Raw genomic sequence first — 15,726 nt, 5'->3', positions numbered from 1 at the left:
TTCCTTATTAAAATTTTGATAATTTCAGCTCTCATCATCTTATTTTTATCTATAGAAGCAATGATGATGGCAAAAGATTACGAAATATACAGGAGGGCTTTAGAAAAAAATCCAGGGCTAAGCTTTAATGATTATATTAATTCAGTTATTTTTAGTTTATTTATTAGAGCATTGAGCCCTGTGGTTATTTCCCTTTATACATTTTTCACAGTTAAAAAATATGGAATCAATTTTTCCTACAAGGTATTCTTTGGTGGAATGACCTTGATTGAAATTATAAACCTTATTTTGCAGTTTAGAACTGGATCTATATTTTATTATTTGGTGATAGTTTTAAACGTTATTTTATTATTTATTATAGGAAGGGAAGAAAGGATGTAGGCTATGACATATGAAAAGTACCTGATAGATGATATTGGCGAAAAAAGACCTAGAAAAAACCAATATATTATAGATTCTATCAAGGCAGATGAAACTGGCAAGAAAATTGATGCCAAAAACCATCCTTATAATCAACAAATTGAATCTTACAAAAAACAAAAGAAAGACCTTCTAGAAAAAGCAGATGCTATGGCAAAGAAAGACCCTAATTATTCCTTAGATCAAAAATATCTAAGAGATTTATACTATAGGAAGTTCATGGCAAATGCAATGCTAGGCTTCTATGAAGAAAACAAGGATCTTTCTTATGATAGCGAGCTTGATTATAAGTTGTGCAAACTCGAATACGAACAGATTCCAAAAATTATAGAAAATGACCTTTTTATCAAAAGTAACCTCGAAAGAGCGAGTAATAGACTAGAAAAACTAACTAGTGAGGAAGTAGAAGAAAGCAAAAAGCTAATAGAAGAAGATAGAAAAGTTCTTTCAGAAAAGTTTGATGCTGATAATAAATCTCTAAAGAAAGCCTATAGTGAAGGTCATATTTCTAAAAAAGCTTTCAAATCTGAAAAAGAACAGATAAAACAAAAGTTCAAAGACCAAAACAAAAGACTTGATTACAGAAACCCAGAGGTTTCACTCAAAGAAGAAATCGAATCACTAAAATATAAGATCGATAAAGACTACAAGAAAGAGATAAAAATCCTAGAAGCAGATAAGGCAGAGGCTAGAAGAAGAACACCAGTAGAAGTTGAAAAAACTTCTGCCTACAGGTCTATTTTAACAGCTCCTCTTCCAGGTCTAGGTCAAATTTTAAATGGCCAATGGCAAAAGGGACTTATGTTTCTACTAGGATCACTTTTTATCTATTTCATTGCCATTCCTTATGCTCTAGGTTTTGGTAACTATCAAGGAGAAGGTGTAGCGGGCCTTATAAGTCTTGCCCAAGGTGGGAAAAGATTAGATAGGTCAATCCTATTTATGATAGAAGGAATAATTTCCTTAGTTTTTGTATTTCTAGCAGCTTTGATTTATATATTTTCTTTCAAAGATGTTAGAAAGGTAGAGAAAAAAGAAATGGCAGGCATTAGACCTAACAATTTCTTTGAAACTAAGAAGATGCTAAGGACAGATGGCTTCCCATTCTTGATAACGGCACCTGCCCTTTTAGTTATAATCTTTATAGTTATAGTTCCAATTGTAACTGCTATTATGATTTCATTTACAAATATGGATCCTCAAAACCAGAACAAGTTTACATGGATTGGGCTAAACAACTATATAACAATTGCTAAGGGTCAAGGAATTGCTGGACAAGCCTTCTGGCATATATTTGGCTGGACTGTTGTTTGGACACTCCTTGCTTCAACTCTTGCCATAGTATTAGGATTTGTCTTTGCGCTTCTAGTAAATAACGAGAGAGTTAGAGGCAAAAAGTTCTTTAGAACTGTTTATCTATTGCCATGGGCAATCCCTGCCTTTATTACGATTATGTTCTTTTCAATAATGACAAGTCGTGGTGGAATCATACCAGAGGCTCTAAACTCTTTGTTTAATGTAAATTTGGATATAAAAAACAATACCTTCCAAACGAGAGCTATGTTAATCTTACTTCAAGGTTGGCTGGGCCATTCTTATATATTCTTACTTACTACAGGAGTACTCCAAGCTATTCCAAAAGATTTATATGAGGCGGCAAGTATTGATGGAGCGACAGGTTTCCAAAGGACTCTAAAGATTACAATTCCACTTGTACTCTTTCAAATAGCACCAATGCTAATTAACCAATACACCTTTAACTTTAACAACTTCTCCATAATTTACCTCTACAACCAAGGTGGGCCATTTAACCCACAAGTTTATGGTAACCTTGCAGGTAGTTCTGATATCCTTATATCATACATCTACAAGCTAACTATGGAGAGCCAATACCAAGCCATAGGTGCAGCCGTTACAGTATTTATATCTATAATTTTGATTATCATATCTTACTTTGGATATAAAAACTCTTCAGCGTTTAAGGAGTACTAATATGTTTAAGAAAAAGAAAAATAAAGACTTATACCTATCAGACCTTCAACCCTTATCTGCTGGAGGAAAAACACTTTTAGCTATAACATATATAATATTACTTGTATGGGCAGCTTTTATCCTTGTTCCTCTTGCTATAATGGTTATTTCATCATTTAATGGCAACCAAGGTCAGTATATATCTATGTCAGGAGATTTTGTGTTCTCCCTAGATAATTTTAAGTATCTATTTGAGAAAACACAATTTCTAAGATGGGTTCTAAATACATTAAAAATTGCAGCGGCAACTACAATATTAACGCTAATCTTTGTATCCTTTACAGGTTATGCTTATTCAAGATTTAGGTTTAAGGGTAAAAGAGCAAGTCTTATTACTATAATGCTAGTTCAAATTATCCCTGCCTTTGCTGGAATTACAGCTTACTATGCAATTCATTCCATAGTTTCTGGAATAATTCCTGTATTTTCAAGGTCAGCTATGCTTATCTTAATTTATTCTGGTGGAGCTATAGCAACTAACACCTTTATTTTGAAAGGATATCTTGATAGTATTTCACCAGAATTAGATGAGGCAGCAAAGATCGATGGTTGTTCTAACCTTCAAGTTTATAGGATAATAATAATGCCTTTAGCTCGTCCGATGCTAGCTATAATTGCCCTCCAATGTTTTATTGGACCATTTTTAGACTATATGATGCCAAAAATACTTTTAACAAATCCATCTGAATATACATTGGCGACAGGACTATTTACCCTTATTTCAGATGTTAGGAATATGAATCAGCCTGCTTTCGCTGCGGGAGGATTTTTATCAGCAGTTCCTGTAATGCTACTTTTCCTAGTATTACAAGATGAGTTAGTAAGTGGCCTTTCATCAGGTGCAGTTAAGGGATAGGAGTTAATAATGAGAGTAACATTAGATAATGTAGGTAAAAAATACGAGGGACGTGAAAATTTCACCATAAGACATATAAACCTCGATATAGACGATAATGATTTTTGTGTAATACTTGGCCCATCTGGTTGCGGTAAGTCAACTCTTCTTAGAATGATTGCAGGACTTAACTCAATTACAGAAGGAACTTTGAAGTTTAATGACAAAATCATGAACACAGTTGAGCCAAAAGATAGGGATATAGCTATGGTTTTCCAATCATACGCCTTATATCCACATATGACAGTTTATGATAATATGGCATTTTCCTTGAATATGAAAAAGGAAAGAAAAGAAGTAATAGACCAAAGAATCCAAGATGTAGCAAAGATTCTTCAGCTAGAAGATTACCTTTACTCTAGACCATCAGATATTTCTGGTGGACAAAGACAAAGGGTTGCCTTGGGTCGTGCTATTGCAAGAAACCCAGAAGTTTTCCTTATGGATGAGCCTTTAAGTAACCTTGACGCCAAGCTTCGTGAGCACATGAGAGTTGAGATTGTAAGAATCCACAACCAACTTGATACAACAAGTATTTATGTAACTCACGACCAGACAGAGGCTATGACTATGGCAACCAAGATTGTTCTTTTGGATAAGGGAGTCATCCAACAAGTAGGTCCTCCAAATGAATTCTACCAAAGACCAAACAACCTCTTTGTGGCAGGATTTATCGGATCACCTACTATGAATATCATCAAAGGAAAAATCGAAAATGGTCTTTTTGTAAATGATTCAGGAGAAGTTAGGGTTAGACCAGCTGACAAAGACCTTGAAAAAATAAAGGCCTACGAAGGAAAAGTAGTCCACCTAGGAATTAGGTCAGAAAGATTTATTGCAGAAAAAAGAGACTACAACTGTGTAAATGCCAACATCGAAGTAATAGAATCTTTAGGTAAGGAACAACTTTTATATACAAGACTTAAAGATGGCACACAACTTACTGTAAGCCAACCTGGATATTTTGAATATGCAGTAGGAGAAGATCACAACTTTACCCTAGATCCAGAAGCGCTTCACTTCTTTGATGGTGAAACAACAGAAAGAATTAATTAATTTTTACAAAGTTAAGACCCTGCATGATGCAGGGTTTTTCTATGTCAATTTTTATACTCAGCTTCTTCTATATCTAGTAAAAATCTTTTGATGGTCGTTCCATAGGCGAAATATCCAATCCTTCCATCGTTTTTTATTATCCTATGGCAGGGATAGATTATTAAGAAAGGATTTTTCCCAATAGCAGTTCCTACTGCTCTAAGGGCTTTAGGATTGTTTATTTTTGCGGCGATATCTTTATAACTTGCAGTTTTGCCGTAAGGGACATCTCTTAGTGCTTTAATCACAGATTGTTTGAAGTTGCTTCCCTTTATTTCTAGTAAATCATACACTGAAAATTCCCTCCTAGAACCTTCAAGATATTCGCAAATCTCCTTATAAACTGAATCTGTCATCTCACTTTTTGTATCATTTTGTATTTTATTATCCACTAACTTTATTGAACGAATTTTATCTAAATATGTTATTTCGATTGTTCCTATTTTAGTGTTGTAATATGCGTATTTCATACAGGTATTATATAGGCTTGGTAGAAATATTCCATAAGGCGTATAGTGTAGGCAGAAGTAAAGAAGAGGAAAATTATGGAATACAAAGAAAAAATACAAAAAATAATTAATTATATAAAAAGCGGAGAGAAAGACTCAGAAGATTTTGCTATAGGTTTTGAATCTGAACATTTTGTTGTAGATGAAAATACTTTAAATACAGTTTCTTATTATGGAGAAAACGGAATAGCAGAATCCATGGAAGAAATCTCAAAACTAGGTTATGACAAGCATTTAGAAGATGGTAATATCCTAGGACTTAGCAAGGACAGGTTTGATATATCAGTAGAACCAGCAAGTCAGTTTGAGCTTGCCCTAGCGTCAAGGAAAAATATAAATGACTTGTACGAGGATTATAAAGTAGCTATGGGCGAAATTGTCCCAGTCTTTGAAAAAAAGGGTCAAGTTTTAGCTATGACAGGATATCATCCAAGGACTAAAATTGACGATATTAAAATAATCCCTAAGAAAAGATATGACTACATGTACGAGTATTTTAGGGTAAATGGAGCAGCCTACGCTCACAATATGATGAAAGGAACAGCAAGTCTTCAAGCTGCCATAGATTATTCTAGCGAAGAAGATTTTAAGAAGAAATATCTTGTAGCTAGTGCCATGGGTCCATTTTTATATTCTATGTTTGATAATGCCTATATTTTTGAGGGAGAAGTCTACAAGAAGAGAAATCTCCGTCAGATGATATGGGATAATTGCGATAGGACAAGGACAGGAACTTATGAATTTGCCTTTGACAAGGACCTATCTTACGAAAAATATGCGGCAAAGATTTTAGATACAGATATTATATTTGTCCATGAAGACGGCGAGGATAAGTACAAGGGTAGCGTAAAATTTTCAGAGATAATGGATCAAGATAGTAGCGATGAGATGATTTTTCACGCCCTATCAATAGTATTTCCAGATGTTAGAGCAAAGAAATATATAGAAATAAGGATGCCAGATGAAGTTCCTTATCCATATAACTTTGCCTGTTTGGCCTTGATTAAGGGAATCTTCTATGATGAAGAGAACTTAAATAAAATGTATGAGACTTTTTCTGATATGGACTTTTGGAAGTTTACCAACCTAAAAAGTAGGGCAGAAAGATACGGTCTTTTGGCAAAATACGAAGATAAAGAAGTCTATAAATGGGGATTGGATTTTGTAGCTATGGCGAAAAAATCACTAGATAACGAAGCACACTTCCTAGATCCACTAGAAGAAATACTAAAAGAAGGAAAAAGTCCTAGAGATATCTATGAAAATCTCTATAAAGAAGATCCTAAGAAAGCAATAAGAGAATTTTCCGCTGACTCATCTCTAAGGAGAATGTAATGGCGAAAGTCAAAAAAGCCTACGAATGTGTAGAATGTGGTCACACCCAAGGAGTGTGGGCGGGCCAATGTCCTCAGTGCAAAAAATGGGGGACTATGCACGAAGTAGTAGTTGAAAAAACATCTGCTAGTAAATCTATTGTGGTAGAAGATAAAACATCTAAAAAACTAAAATCCATAAGCCTTGATGCCTCTGAGAGGATAAAATCATCTTATGCTGAGTTTGATAGAGCAGTCGGCGGTGGACTAGTAAGAGATTCTGTTTCGATACTTACTGCAAGACCTGGAGCAGGAAAGTCTACTCTTCTTTTGCAACTATCAAAATCATATGCTGATTTGGGACTAAAGGTGATTTATATATCTGGAGAAGAGAGTGAAAGTCAGATAAAATCGAGGGCAGATAGGATTATGAATGATTCTTTGCCTGAAAATGTCTGGATACTTTCTACAAACTCCATGGACCTTGCAATAAAGGAAATCAAAAAAATAGATGCGGATATTGTCTTTTTAGATTCCATCCAAACCTTTAGCCTAGCTGAGTTTGATAGCAAGGCAGGAAGTCCTACTCAAACAATAGAAGTAAGTAACAAAGCGGTAGAAATAGCCAAAGATTTTAATAGAAAAAGAGCTGTGATAATGATTGGCCACATGACCAAAAAGGGAGAGATGGCAGGACTTAGGACCTTGGAGCACTTGGTAGATACGGTTTTAATCTTAGATGGAGAAAGCGAAGAGGACCTAAGAGTTTTAACATCAAGCAAAAATAGGTTTGGTAGAACAGGAGAAATCGGACTATTTTCCATGGATGAAGATGGTCTAAATGAAATTAGTAATCCTAGCCAGTATTTTATTACAGAAAGAAGTGAAGAAATCGAAGGATCAGCTATTTCTGTAACTAAAGAAGGTTCTAGACTATTAGAAGTCGAGATTGAATCTTTGGTATCTAAATCATTTATGCCCTATCCACAGAGGATAGGAGATAGCCTAAGAAGAGATGACCTAAATACGCTAATATCAATCCTACAAGAAAGAGCAGGTCTTAATCTTTTCGACTACAATGTTATAATAAAGACAACAGGTGGGCTTAAGCTAAGCGAACCTTCAGTCAACCTTGCTATAATGATATCAATTGCATCTTCCCTAATGAAAAAACCAGTTTCTGATAAGTATGTATTTATAGCAGAAGTTGGTCTGACAGGAGAGCTTAAGAAAGTCCCTCAAATCAAACAAAGACTAAAAGAAATCGAAAGACTCGGTTACAAGAAAGCTTTTGTAGCGAGAAACTCAGTTGATGATAAAGACTTTAAAGATTTAGAAGTTATTCAATACGCAAATATCAGCCAAGTTATAAAAGATGTATTGAATTGAAGCTAAAAGATACCAGTTTGAAAATAGAAAACGTATGTAGTATAATTATCTGACACTACTAATATAAAGGAGATAATATATGAAAAATATAAAATCATATGCAGCAGTTGCATTACTTGCACTTGCTTTAACAGCTTGTGGAAACAAAGCTGATACAACAACAGACACAGATACAGCTAAAACTGAAACAGCAGAAACTGGCGAAAAAGTCGGTGAAGCTACAGCAGCAGGTTACAATGGAGATATCAAAGTTAAAGTAACTATGGATGGTGAAACAATCAAAGATATCCAAGTTGACCACACAGAAACAGAAGGCGTAGGCGCTGATGCTGTTCCAACATTAGTTGAAGATATCAAAAAGAACAATGGAACAGAAGGTGTTGACAATGTTTCAGGAGCAACTGTAACAAGTGAAGCTCTTAAGACAGCTGTTGACGAAGCTATTAAAGCTGCAAAATAATATAATTTATTAAAGCTCCAGAGGAGATTCCTTTGGAGCTTTTTTAAAAGCTTTGATATAAAGGAGGAAATATGAAAGCTAAAAATTTATTCGCTGGTCTAGCCCTAGCTCTTGCTCTTACTTCTTGTGGATCAAATCCAACAGACACAAAAGAAGAAACAAAAGAAGAGGCTAAGACAGAACAACCATCTAAGGCTAAGGATGCTAGTGAAGTTTCAGGTACATATGAAGGAAAAGCAACAGGATACGGTGGAGACATAAATGTAAAAGTAACCCTTGATAAGGGAGTGATTACAGACATAGAAACAGAAGAAAATGAAACTGTATCCGTTGGTTCACAAGGAATCGAGAGGGTAAAAGACGAAGTCATAGCGAGAAATTCTACAGATGTTGATAGAGCTACAGGAGCTACAATATCATCAGCAGCATTTTTGTCAGCTGTAAATGAAGCTCTACTTACAGCAGGAGTTGATGCTGAAAATCTAGAGGCAAAAGATGTAGAAGATGACTTTAAAACACCTGTAGATACAGAAGTAGTCGTAGTCGGTGCTGGCGGAGCTGGTTTATCTGCTGCTATCCAACTTGCCCAAGACGGAAAAGAAGTAACAGTTGTAGAAAAAGCAAGCATAACTGGTGGTAACTCTTCCCTTGCTTCAGGTGGAATGAATGCATCAGAGACAAAGCTTCAAGAAAAAGAAGGAATAGCTGACACTAACGACCTATTTTTCGAAGATACAATGAAGGGTGGCCATGATATTAACAACCCTGACCTAGTTAGAAAAATGGTAGAATCATCATCAGATGCTATCGACTGGCTAGAAGAACTCGGTGCTCCATTAACTCAACTTAAATTTTCTGGTGGACAAACAGAGATGAGAACTCACGCTCCAGTAAATGAAGAAGGAAAATCAATTCCAGTTGGTTCTTACTTAGTAGATAAACTTACTAAAAAAGCCAAAGAACTTGGAGTAAACTTCATCTACGATGCAAGAGTAAACGAAATAATTATGGAAGATGGAGTAGCTAAGGGTGTAGTTTGCGAGACAAAAAAAGGTGACCTTACAGTAAATGCTGATGCAGTTATTGTAGCAAGCGGTGGTTTTGGTTCAAACATGGATATGGTTGTAAAATACAAACCAGAGCTTGAAGGTTATGTTTCAACAAATGCTAAATCAATAACAGGAGATGCTGTAGACTTCCTTGAAAAAGCTGGAGCAGACTTTATTGATATGGATCAAATTCAAATCCATCCAACAGTTGTTCAAAAAGACGGATCTCTAATCTCTGAAGGGCTTAGAGGAGAAGGAGCAATTCTTTTAAATCAAAAGGGTGAAAGATTTGTTGATGAACTTCAAACAAGAGATTTCGTATCAAAAACAATCCTAGACCAAGAAGGAAAGGCAGCTTATCTTGTAGTTGACCAAAAGATGATGGATGAATCAGCTACAATCAAAAAATATTTTGACAAAGGTCTATTAGAAAAGGCAGATGACGTTAAAAAACTTGCTGAAATAATGGAAGCAGACGAAGAAACTGTTAAAAACTCTATAGAAAAGTGGAAGGAAATCTGTGCCAATAACGAAGATCCAGACTTTGGTAGAAAGGGAATGGATAAGTCTAAATCAGATCTTTCCAAGGCACCTTACTATGTAGTAAAAATAGCTCCAGGAATCCACCACACCATGGGAGGAGTTAAGGTAAATACAAACTCTGAAGTGATCTCAAAAGATGAAAATGTAATCCCAGGTCTATATGCAGCTGGAGAAGTTACAGGAGGTATCCACGGAGGAAATAGACTAGGTGGAAATGCTGTGACAGATACAGTGGTATTCGGTAGAAACGCCGCAAAATCAGCAGAAGAATATATTTCAGAAAAATAAAATTTAAGGACAGGATAAAGGCCTGTCCTTTTTTGGTAAATTTTTATTGATATAAAATGAGTATATTACATTTTTAGGTATGTAAAAAAGGCAAGCTTGAACTTGCCTTTTTCCTATCTTCCTTTTGCTTCCAGTATCAAATTTTGTTTTAAGTTCCACAACTCTTGGGATAGATCTACATAGTAGTTGTGAGGTTGGTCGAATCTTTTAACCTCTTCCCAAAGACTATCAACTTCTTTTTTAGAGTAGTTTGCTATCTCTTCAAGACTTGGGTTTTCGTATACATATTTTCCATCTTTAAAGATTTGCTCTTTCATAGGTCTTGCCTTGTAGTTTTCCATTCTCTTCATCTTCCAAGTAAAGAGTGGATCAAATATTACAAGTGGCTCAGAGCTATCTATTTTTTCGTTTTCCAAAGCTATATAATCTGCTTCTGCCTTGCCCGTTTTTAGGTCATATAGTCTATAGACTCTTTTTTCTCCTGGAGTTGTAATCTTTTCTACATTTTCTGAAACTTTGATTTTAGCTTCGATTTTTCCGTTATTTTCGATTCCAACTAGCTTATACACTCCACCAAAAACTGGATCTGATTTAGCTGTGATTAGCCTTTCTCCAATACCGAAAGAATCAATCTTTGCTCCTTGGGATAGGAGAGATTCTATTGTAAATTCGTCTAGGGAGTTACTTGCGACTATTTTTGCATCAGTAAAGCCATTTTCATCAAGGATTTTTCTTATTTCTTTTGATAGATAGGCCAAATCGCCTGAATCAATCCTTACTCCACCTGATAGGCCCTTTGGTTTAAGTTCTTCTTCAAATACTCTCATCGCATTTGGAAGACCTGATCTTAGAGTATCGTAGGTATCTATTAACAAAATACAATTGTCTGGGTAGGATTTGGCATATGTTTTAAAGGCCTCATATTCACTTGGGAAAGCTTGAATCCATGAGTGAGCCATAGTTCCGCTTGCCTTAAAATTATATTTTTGTGCTGAGTAAGTGTTACTTGTAATTGGAGCACCACCGATATAGGCTGCCCTTGCACCATTTATAGAGGCGTCTGCTCCTTGGGCACGCCTTGCACCAAATTCCATTACGAGTCTATCGCCAGCAGATCTAACTATTCTATTTGTCTTAGTTGCTACTAGAGAATTGAAGTTCATAGATAAAAGCAGATAAGTCTCTACTATGGAACATTCTATGATTGGAGCTTTTACTGTAATGATTGGCTCATTAGGAAACATAACTGATCCTTCAGGAAAGGCCCATATATCTCCAGTAAATTTAAAATCTCTTAGATAATCTAAGAATCCTTCGCTAAAATTGGCGTTTTTCCTGAAAAATTCTATGTCTTCTTCATCAAAATGGAGGTTTTTAACATATTCAATTATGTCATGTAAACCAGCAAATATTGAAAATCCACCCTCATCAGGGTTTTTTCTGTAATAGGCATCAAAGACTGCGACTGTATCTTTCATACCGTTGTTGAAATACGCATTAGCCATGCTAAATTCATAGAAGTCGCTTAACATGGTTAGGTTTCTCTTATCGTTCATTATTTTCCTCTTTTTCTTTTATACTTCCTATTATTATACCCTAATAAAGTGCTTTTTATTATTTTTTTAACAAATAGGGTAGAATACAAGTAGAAAGACTAGTAAGGAGGTCATATGTATATATTTGATATAGACGGTACCTTGTTAAACACAATAGATTCAATTAATTATCACATAAATAAGACTATGAAAAAATATGATTTGGACCCTGTACCTAAAGAAAAAGTTAGAGAATTTGTGGGAAATGGTCCGGTTGTCCTAATAGAAAAATCTTTAGATTATGTAAAGGCAGATTCTGATCCGGTTTATAGGAAAGAAATTTTAGATTTTTATAATAAAAGTTATGATGACGATCCAAGCTATTTATTAAAAGCCTACGACGGGATAAAGGAGAGCTTGGATATTATAAAACAAAGAGGTGAGATTATAACTTGCTTTTCCAACAAACCAGATTCAACCTCTAACAAGGTGATAACAGAAGTTTTTGGCGAAGGCTATTTTGACTATATCCTAGGATATAAGGAAAGCTATGAGAGAAAGCCATCTCCTGAAGGAATAATTATCATAAGGGAAAGGTTTGGTGTAGATTTTTCAGATATAATTTACTTTGGCGATAGCGAAGTTGATATGAAATGCGGGAAAAACGCCGGCATATTTACTGTGGGTTGCTCTTGGGGATTTAGGTCTAGGGATATTTTAGAAAAAGGAAATCCTGACCTCATTATAGATGATCCTAGGGAAATTAAAGATATTAGGAGGGCATAATGGGAGAGATAAAACTTGTAAGAATCGATTCGAGATTGTCTCATGGAAAGGTCGTTAAAGTTTGGACTAAAGAGCTTGGAGTAGATACTGTTGTAATTGCCAATGATAAGGTAAGTAGTGATGATTTTAGGAAAAAAGTCATGGATCTTACAATTCCTGATAATATTAATAGGCATTATCTACCTGTAAAAGAAGTAGGAGAATTTGTTAAAAAGCTTGATAAAGATATATTTCTGATAGTAGAAAATGCAAGGGATCTAGAAATAATCGCATCTGAAGGATTAGATATACCTACAATAAATATTGGGATAATTCACATGAGTGAAGGGAAGAAATCCTTGACCGAAGAGGTTGCGGTTGATGAAGATGACCTAAGGATATTTAAAGATTTTATGACTAAGGGATCGGAAGTTTATCTTAGACTCAGTCCTTATGCTCAAAAGATCGACCTAACATCAATGTTTAAAAAAGAAAATGACTAACAGCGAAAAGATCTCCCTAATATTGGGAGATCTTTATATTTTAATAAGTTAAGAAACTATTTATCTTTTAGATTGAATTTCTTCCTTAGTCTAAATTTAACTATAGCAAATAGAAAAATAAAATATAAGACAACTAAGAGGCAAATAAGCCCAGCAAGATAGTTTCTATTTGTTCCGAAATAAAGGGATATAGGATAGATAAGGGCAAAAAATATTATCCCAAGTCCTATAGCAAGCTTTCCAGCTAACTTATTTCCATAATCCCAAGTTTCTTTAGAATAACAAACCTCCCATATGTGAAAGCCAACCAGCATTTCCGGATAAGGGGAGTAAAATTTAATCAAAAATATTCCTATATAAATACTAAATACCAATAGTAGGGTATCAGCTACAATCAAAGGTCCCATAATTCACCTCACTTTCTAGTATTATACTCATATATGGATAAAGAACTAACTTTAAAGTTTCGCCTATTTGTGTTATCCTAAAAGTAAATATAGAAAGAGAGAAATATATGAAATCGGTAGTGAAATTATTAAGCTTCATGCTTGTTGCAATCCTAATTCCAACCCTTGTGATGAGCCTAGTTAGCCTCTTTGGTGGAAATGAAACTGTAGTCATAATTGCTCAGTTTTTTATAATGCTATTAATGATTATTGCTTTTACTAGAGTTTTTTCACTTATGAGAAGGTATGAGATAAAAACAGAAGAACTTATAAAGGAAAATAAGAATCCAGATGCCCTTAGAAAACTTAGAGATGAGAGGATTACCTACAAGTCAAAATCTAAGATAACAAATGAGCTTATAAATATAGATTATTCGGAAGATGAGCTTAAAAATCTTAGAAAATACACTGACTCAACAGAAGATATGAAACACTATTACTCAGCTCTAATTTCTAATAGTCAAGGAAAGAAGAGAGAAGAAGCTAAGATAAAAAGAGATAATTTCAACAAGAAATACCAACACAAAACAAGGATTTACCCTGATTTTAAGGAAAACCTAAAGACTAGTATAAAATGGCTAGTTTTGTTTTTTGCTTTTATAATTGGAGTTGGTTTACTAAAAAAGGGGATATTTGGAAATACTTCCTTTGCCTTTATGCTTTATATAATTGGTCTTATAATGACCTTTGTCCTAATGATAAACTCCATAATTTGGATAGTTAGAACTGTAAACTCATATTGGGATAGAAAATTTATCTAAAAATATTAATTAGTCCACACGAAAAGTGGACTTTTAATTTGCAAAAATAAAAAGAGTCAATATAATAATCCATATATTAAATAAATTGATATAAAAAACTTAAATAATTAAAATAACTATTTACAAATATGAAAGATATAGTATAATTTTATCAAAAGGGGAGGTTCTATGATTAATAAATGTCCAAATTGCGGTGATGAGATGGTAATCACATCATATAGATGCAATTCATGTTATACAGAAGTTTCAGGTGAGTTTGAAATAGATAAGTTCCAAAGATTAGATGATGAAGATAAGGAATTTATAGAATTATTTTTACAAAAAAGAGGATCTATAAAGGATGTTGGGGAAGAAATCGGAATATCTTATCCAACTGTTAGAAATAGAATCGATAGAATTGTTGGAAAACTTGGCGGAACAGTCGACAAGAAAGCAGGCAGGATTGATATTTTAAATATGCTTGATAATGGCGAAATCACTGCTGAAAAAGCTAAGACTTTGTTAGAGGAGCTAAAAGATGAATGATGAAAAACAAATTATTTTAAAGATGCTTAAGGAAGGCAAGATTAGCGTAGAAGAAGCAAGCGACCTTCTTTCAGCTTGTTCAGAAAATAAAAGTAAAACTGATAAATTGACCCAAAAAATAACTGGTGCTGTAGATAGCATCATCAAAAAAGCTACAGATACAATCCAAGGGTTTGATATAGACCAAGCAATGGATTTTGGTCAATATAACGTTAAAGGTGAATATAATACTCACAAAGACCTTAGGATAGAAGATGATATCAATGAGATAAACATAGATATCGTTAGCGGAACAATAGAGATTGAAAAGTCTGATGAAGAAGGAATTTATGTAAAATCAGATGTTTGGGCTAAGAAACCTGACCTAAATGATTTTATAGATTGTGAAATAGAAGAAGATAAATTGTCTATTTTTGTAAATGATGCTTACAACAATGTTCAAGCGACATCAGATATCGTCTTAAGTCTAGGAAAAGATCTTTACGATAAAATCCAAATCAACCAAGTAAACGGTAAGGTGGAAATATCAGATATAGACTTTGCTGACCTTGGAATTGATACAGTAAACGGCAAGATTCAACTTATAAACCTTAGCGCAAACACAAGAATAAAAAACACCAATGGAAAAATTGATGTCAAAAATGTAAGAGGTGCCCTAAGCATAGATAACATAAATGGTCCTATTTATTTAAATAATATCGAAGGTGAAGAAGCTGAAATTTACAATATAAATGGGAACATTAGAATTGATGGCTTAGCTTCTAAAAACTTGGATGCTAGTTCAAATGCAGGTACTATTAGAATATTTAACATTGAAAATACAGAGGATATCAAACTTAAATCAGGATATGGCAACATAGTTGTAGATACTACAGATTTCAGTGGAGATATTAGAGCAAATGTTGAAAGTAAAGCTATAAATATAACAGAAAAGTTTGCCCACAAGATTCAAGATGCAAAAGGCTATGAGATTAGCACTGCTGTTGACAATAGTGATTTAAACATCAACATCAAGTCAGGATTCGGCAAGGTTTCTTTAAGATAGATAAAAAATATTATTAGACCGTCCACAAAAATGGACGGTTTTTTCTTGTTTTTAACTTATATAGATTTAAATTCTAGTAATTAAGAAAATTCATGTTATAATATAAGTTAGAAGATAGGGCGAATTTTTAAAGTGATGCGCCTATATTAGAACA

General features: G+C 34.2%; 16 protein-coding genes. 13 read left to right on the top strand and 3 right to left on the bottom strand.

Annotated features, from left to right (window positions below):
• Window positions 1-63 precede the first annotated feature (63 nt).
• The 4 genes from E0D87_RS02645 to E0D87_RS02630 are packed head-to-tail and all read left to right on the top strand — an operon-like array spanning window position 64 to window position 4,402.
• Entirely contained in the window at window positions 64-381 is a 318-nt protein-coding gene (locus E0D87_RS02645; RefSeq protein WP_242618428.1) for a hypothetical protein, read from the top strand.
• Between the two features lie 3 nt (window positions 382-384).
• A complete protein-coding gene (locus E0D87_RS02640) occupies window positions 385-2,412 on the top strand; it encodes an ABC transporter permease subunit (protein WP_130819228.1) in 2,028 nt (675 codons plus the stop codon).
• A gap of 1 nt (window position 2,413) precedes the next feature.
• Window positions 2,414-3,307: a sugar ABC transporter permease gene (locus E0D87_RS02635; protein ID WP_004835463.1), complete on the top strand. Its 894-nt coding sequence runs from the start codon at window positions 2,414-2,416 to the stop codon at window positions 3,305-3,307.
• 9 nt (window positions 3,308-3,316) lie between these two features.
• Complete coding sequence (locus tag E0D87_RS02630) at window positions 3,317-4,402, top strand: ABC transporter ATP-binding protein (protein ID WP_004835477.1); 1,086 nt, start codon at window positions 3,317-3,319, stop codon at window positions 4,400-4,402.
• A 44-nt stretch (window positions 4,403-4,446) separates the two neighbouring features.
• On the opposite strand, the gene E0D87_RS02625 is transcribed toward E0D87_RS02630, so the two are convergent.
• Window positions 4,447-4,911: a methylated-DNA--[protein]-cysteine S-methyltransferase gene (locus E0D87_RS02625; RefSeq protein ID WP_004835476.1), complete on the bottom strand. Its 465-nt coding sequence runs from the start codon at window positions 4,909-4,911 to the stop codon at window positions 4,447-4,449.
• Window positions 4,912-4,986: 75 nt separating this feature from the next.
• On the opposite strand from E0D87_RS02625, the gene E0D87_RS02620 reads away from it, so the two are divergent.
• The 4 genes from E0D87_RS02620 (at window position 4,987) to E0D87_RS02605 (ending at window position 9,992) form a co-directional block, all read left to right on the top strand.
• Window positions 4,987-6,285: a glutamate-cysteine ligase family protein gene (locus E0D87_RS02620; RefSeq protein ID WP_004835518.1), complete on the top strand. Its 1,299-nt coding sequence runs from the start codon at window positions 4,987-4,989 to the stop codon at window positions 6,283-6,285.
• The gene (radA, locus tag E0D87_RS02615; protein ID WP_004835459.1) at window positions 6,285-7,652 is read left to right on the top strand and encodes a DNA repair protein RadA; all 1,368 of its coding nucleotides are present in this window, start codon (window positions 6,285-6,287) and stop codon (window positions 7,650-7,652) included. The genes E0D87_RS02620 and radA overlap by 1 nt, the downstream gene beginning before the upstream one ends.
• Before the next feature lie 79 nt (window positions 7,653-7,731).
• Window positions 7,732-8,112 (top strand): FMN-binding protein, encoded by a 381-nt coding sequence (locus tag E0D87_RS02610; RefSeq protein ID WP_004835455.1) that lies wholly within the window; start codon window positions 7,732-7,734, stop codon window positions 8,110-8,112.
• Between the two features lie 71 nt (window positions 8,113-8,183).
• Window positions 8,184-9,992 carry a flavocytochrome c gene (locus tag E0D87_RS02605; RefSeq protein ID WP_004835498.1) on the top strand — a complete coding sequence of 603 codons (1,809 nt, stop codon included), beginning with the start codon at window positions 8,184-8,186 and terminating at the stop codon, window positions 9,990-9,992.
• A 113-nt stretch (window positions 9,993-10,105) separates the two neighbouring features.
• On the opposite strand, the gene E0D87_RS02600 is transcribed toward E0D87_RS02605, so the two are convergent.
• Window positions 10,106-11,548, bottom strand: coding sequence for a nicotinate phosphoribosyltransferase (locus E0D87_RS02600; protein WP_130819227.1), 1,443 nt, complete (start codon window positions 11,546-11,548; stop codon window positions 10,106-10,108).
• 114 nt (window positions 11,549-11,662) lie between these two features.
• Between E0D87_RS02600 and E0D87_RS02595 the strand changes: the two genes are divergently transcribed.
• Complete coding sequence (locus E0D87_RS02595) at window positions 11,663-12,313, top strand: HAD family hydrolase (RefSeq protein ID WP_004835471.1); 651 nt, start codon at window positions 11,663-11,665, stop codon at window positions 12,311-12,313.
• On the top strand, window positions 12,313-12,795 hold the full coding sequence (locus tag E0D87_RS02590; protein ID WP_004835494.1) for a PTS sugar transporter subunit IIB: 483 nt from the start codon (window positions 12,313-12,315) through the stop codon (window positions 12,793-12,795). Before E0D87_RS02595 ends, E0D87_RS02590 begins: the two co-directional genes overlap by 1 nt.
• Before the next feature lie 56 nt (window positions 12,796-12,851).
• On the opposite strand, the gene E0D87_RS02585 is transcribed toward E0D87_RS02590, so the two are convergent.
• The gene (locus tag E0D87_RS02585) at window positions 12,852-13,202 is read right to left on the bottom strand and encodes an SdpI family protein (RefSeq protein WP_004835515.1); all 351 of its coding nucleotides are present in this window, start codon (window positions 13,200-13,202) and stop codon (window positions 12,852-12,854) included.
• Window positions 13,203-13,309: 107 nt separating this feature from the next.
• Between E0D87_RS02585 and E0D87_RS02580 the strand changes: the two genes are divergently transcribed.
• The 3 genes from E0D87_RS02580 to E0D87_RS02570 all read left to right on the top strand — a co-directional run bounded on the left by E0D87_RS02580 (window position 13,310) and on the right by E0D87_RS02570 (window position 15,572).
• Window positions 13,310-14,002 carry a hypothetical protein gene (locus E0D87_RS02580; RefSeq protein WP_004835487.1) on the top strand — a complete coding sequence of 231 codons (693 nt, stop codon included), beginning with the start codon at window positions 13,310-13,312 and terminating at the stop codon, window positions 14,000-14,002.
• A gap of 168 nt (window positions 14,003-14,170) precedes the next feature.
• Complete coding sequence (locus E0D87_RS02575; RefSeq protein ID WP_004835490.1) at window positions 14,171-14,527, top strand: DUF2089 domain-containing protein; 357 nt, start codon at window positions 14,171-14,173, stop codon at window positions 14,525-14,527.
• Entirely contained in the window at window positions 14,520-15,572 is a 1,053-nt protein-coding gene (locus E0D87_RS02570; protein WP_004835513.1) for a DUF4097 family beta strand repeat-containing protein, read from the top strand. Before E0D87_RS02575 ends, E0D87_RS02570 begins: the two co-directional genes overlap by 8 nt.
• The last annotated feature ends 154 nt before the right edge of the window (window positions 15,573-15,726 follow it).

Source organism: Anaerococcus vaginimassiliensis, from assembly GCF_900626155.1.
GTDB lineage: Bacteria > Bacillota > Clostridia > Tissierellales > Peptoniphilaceae > Anaerococcus > Anaerococcus vaginimassiliensis.
The sequence above is the reverse complement of the archived record's forward strand: the minus strand, read 5'-3'. Positions and strand labels throughout refer to the sequence as shown.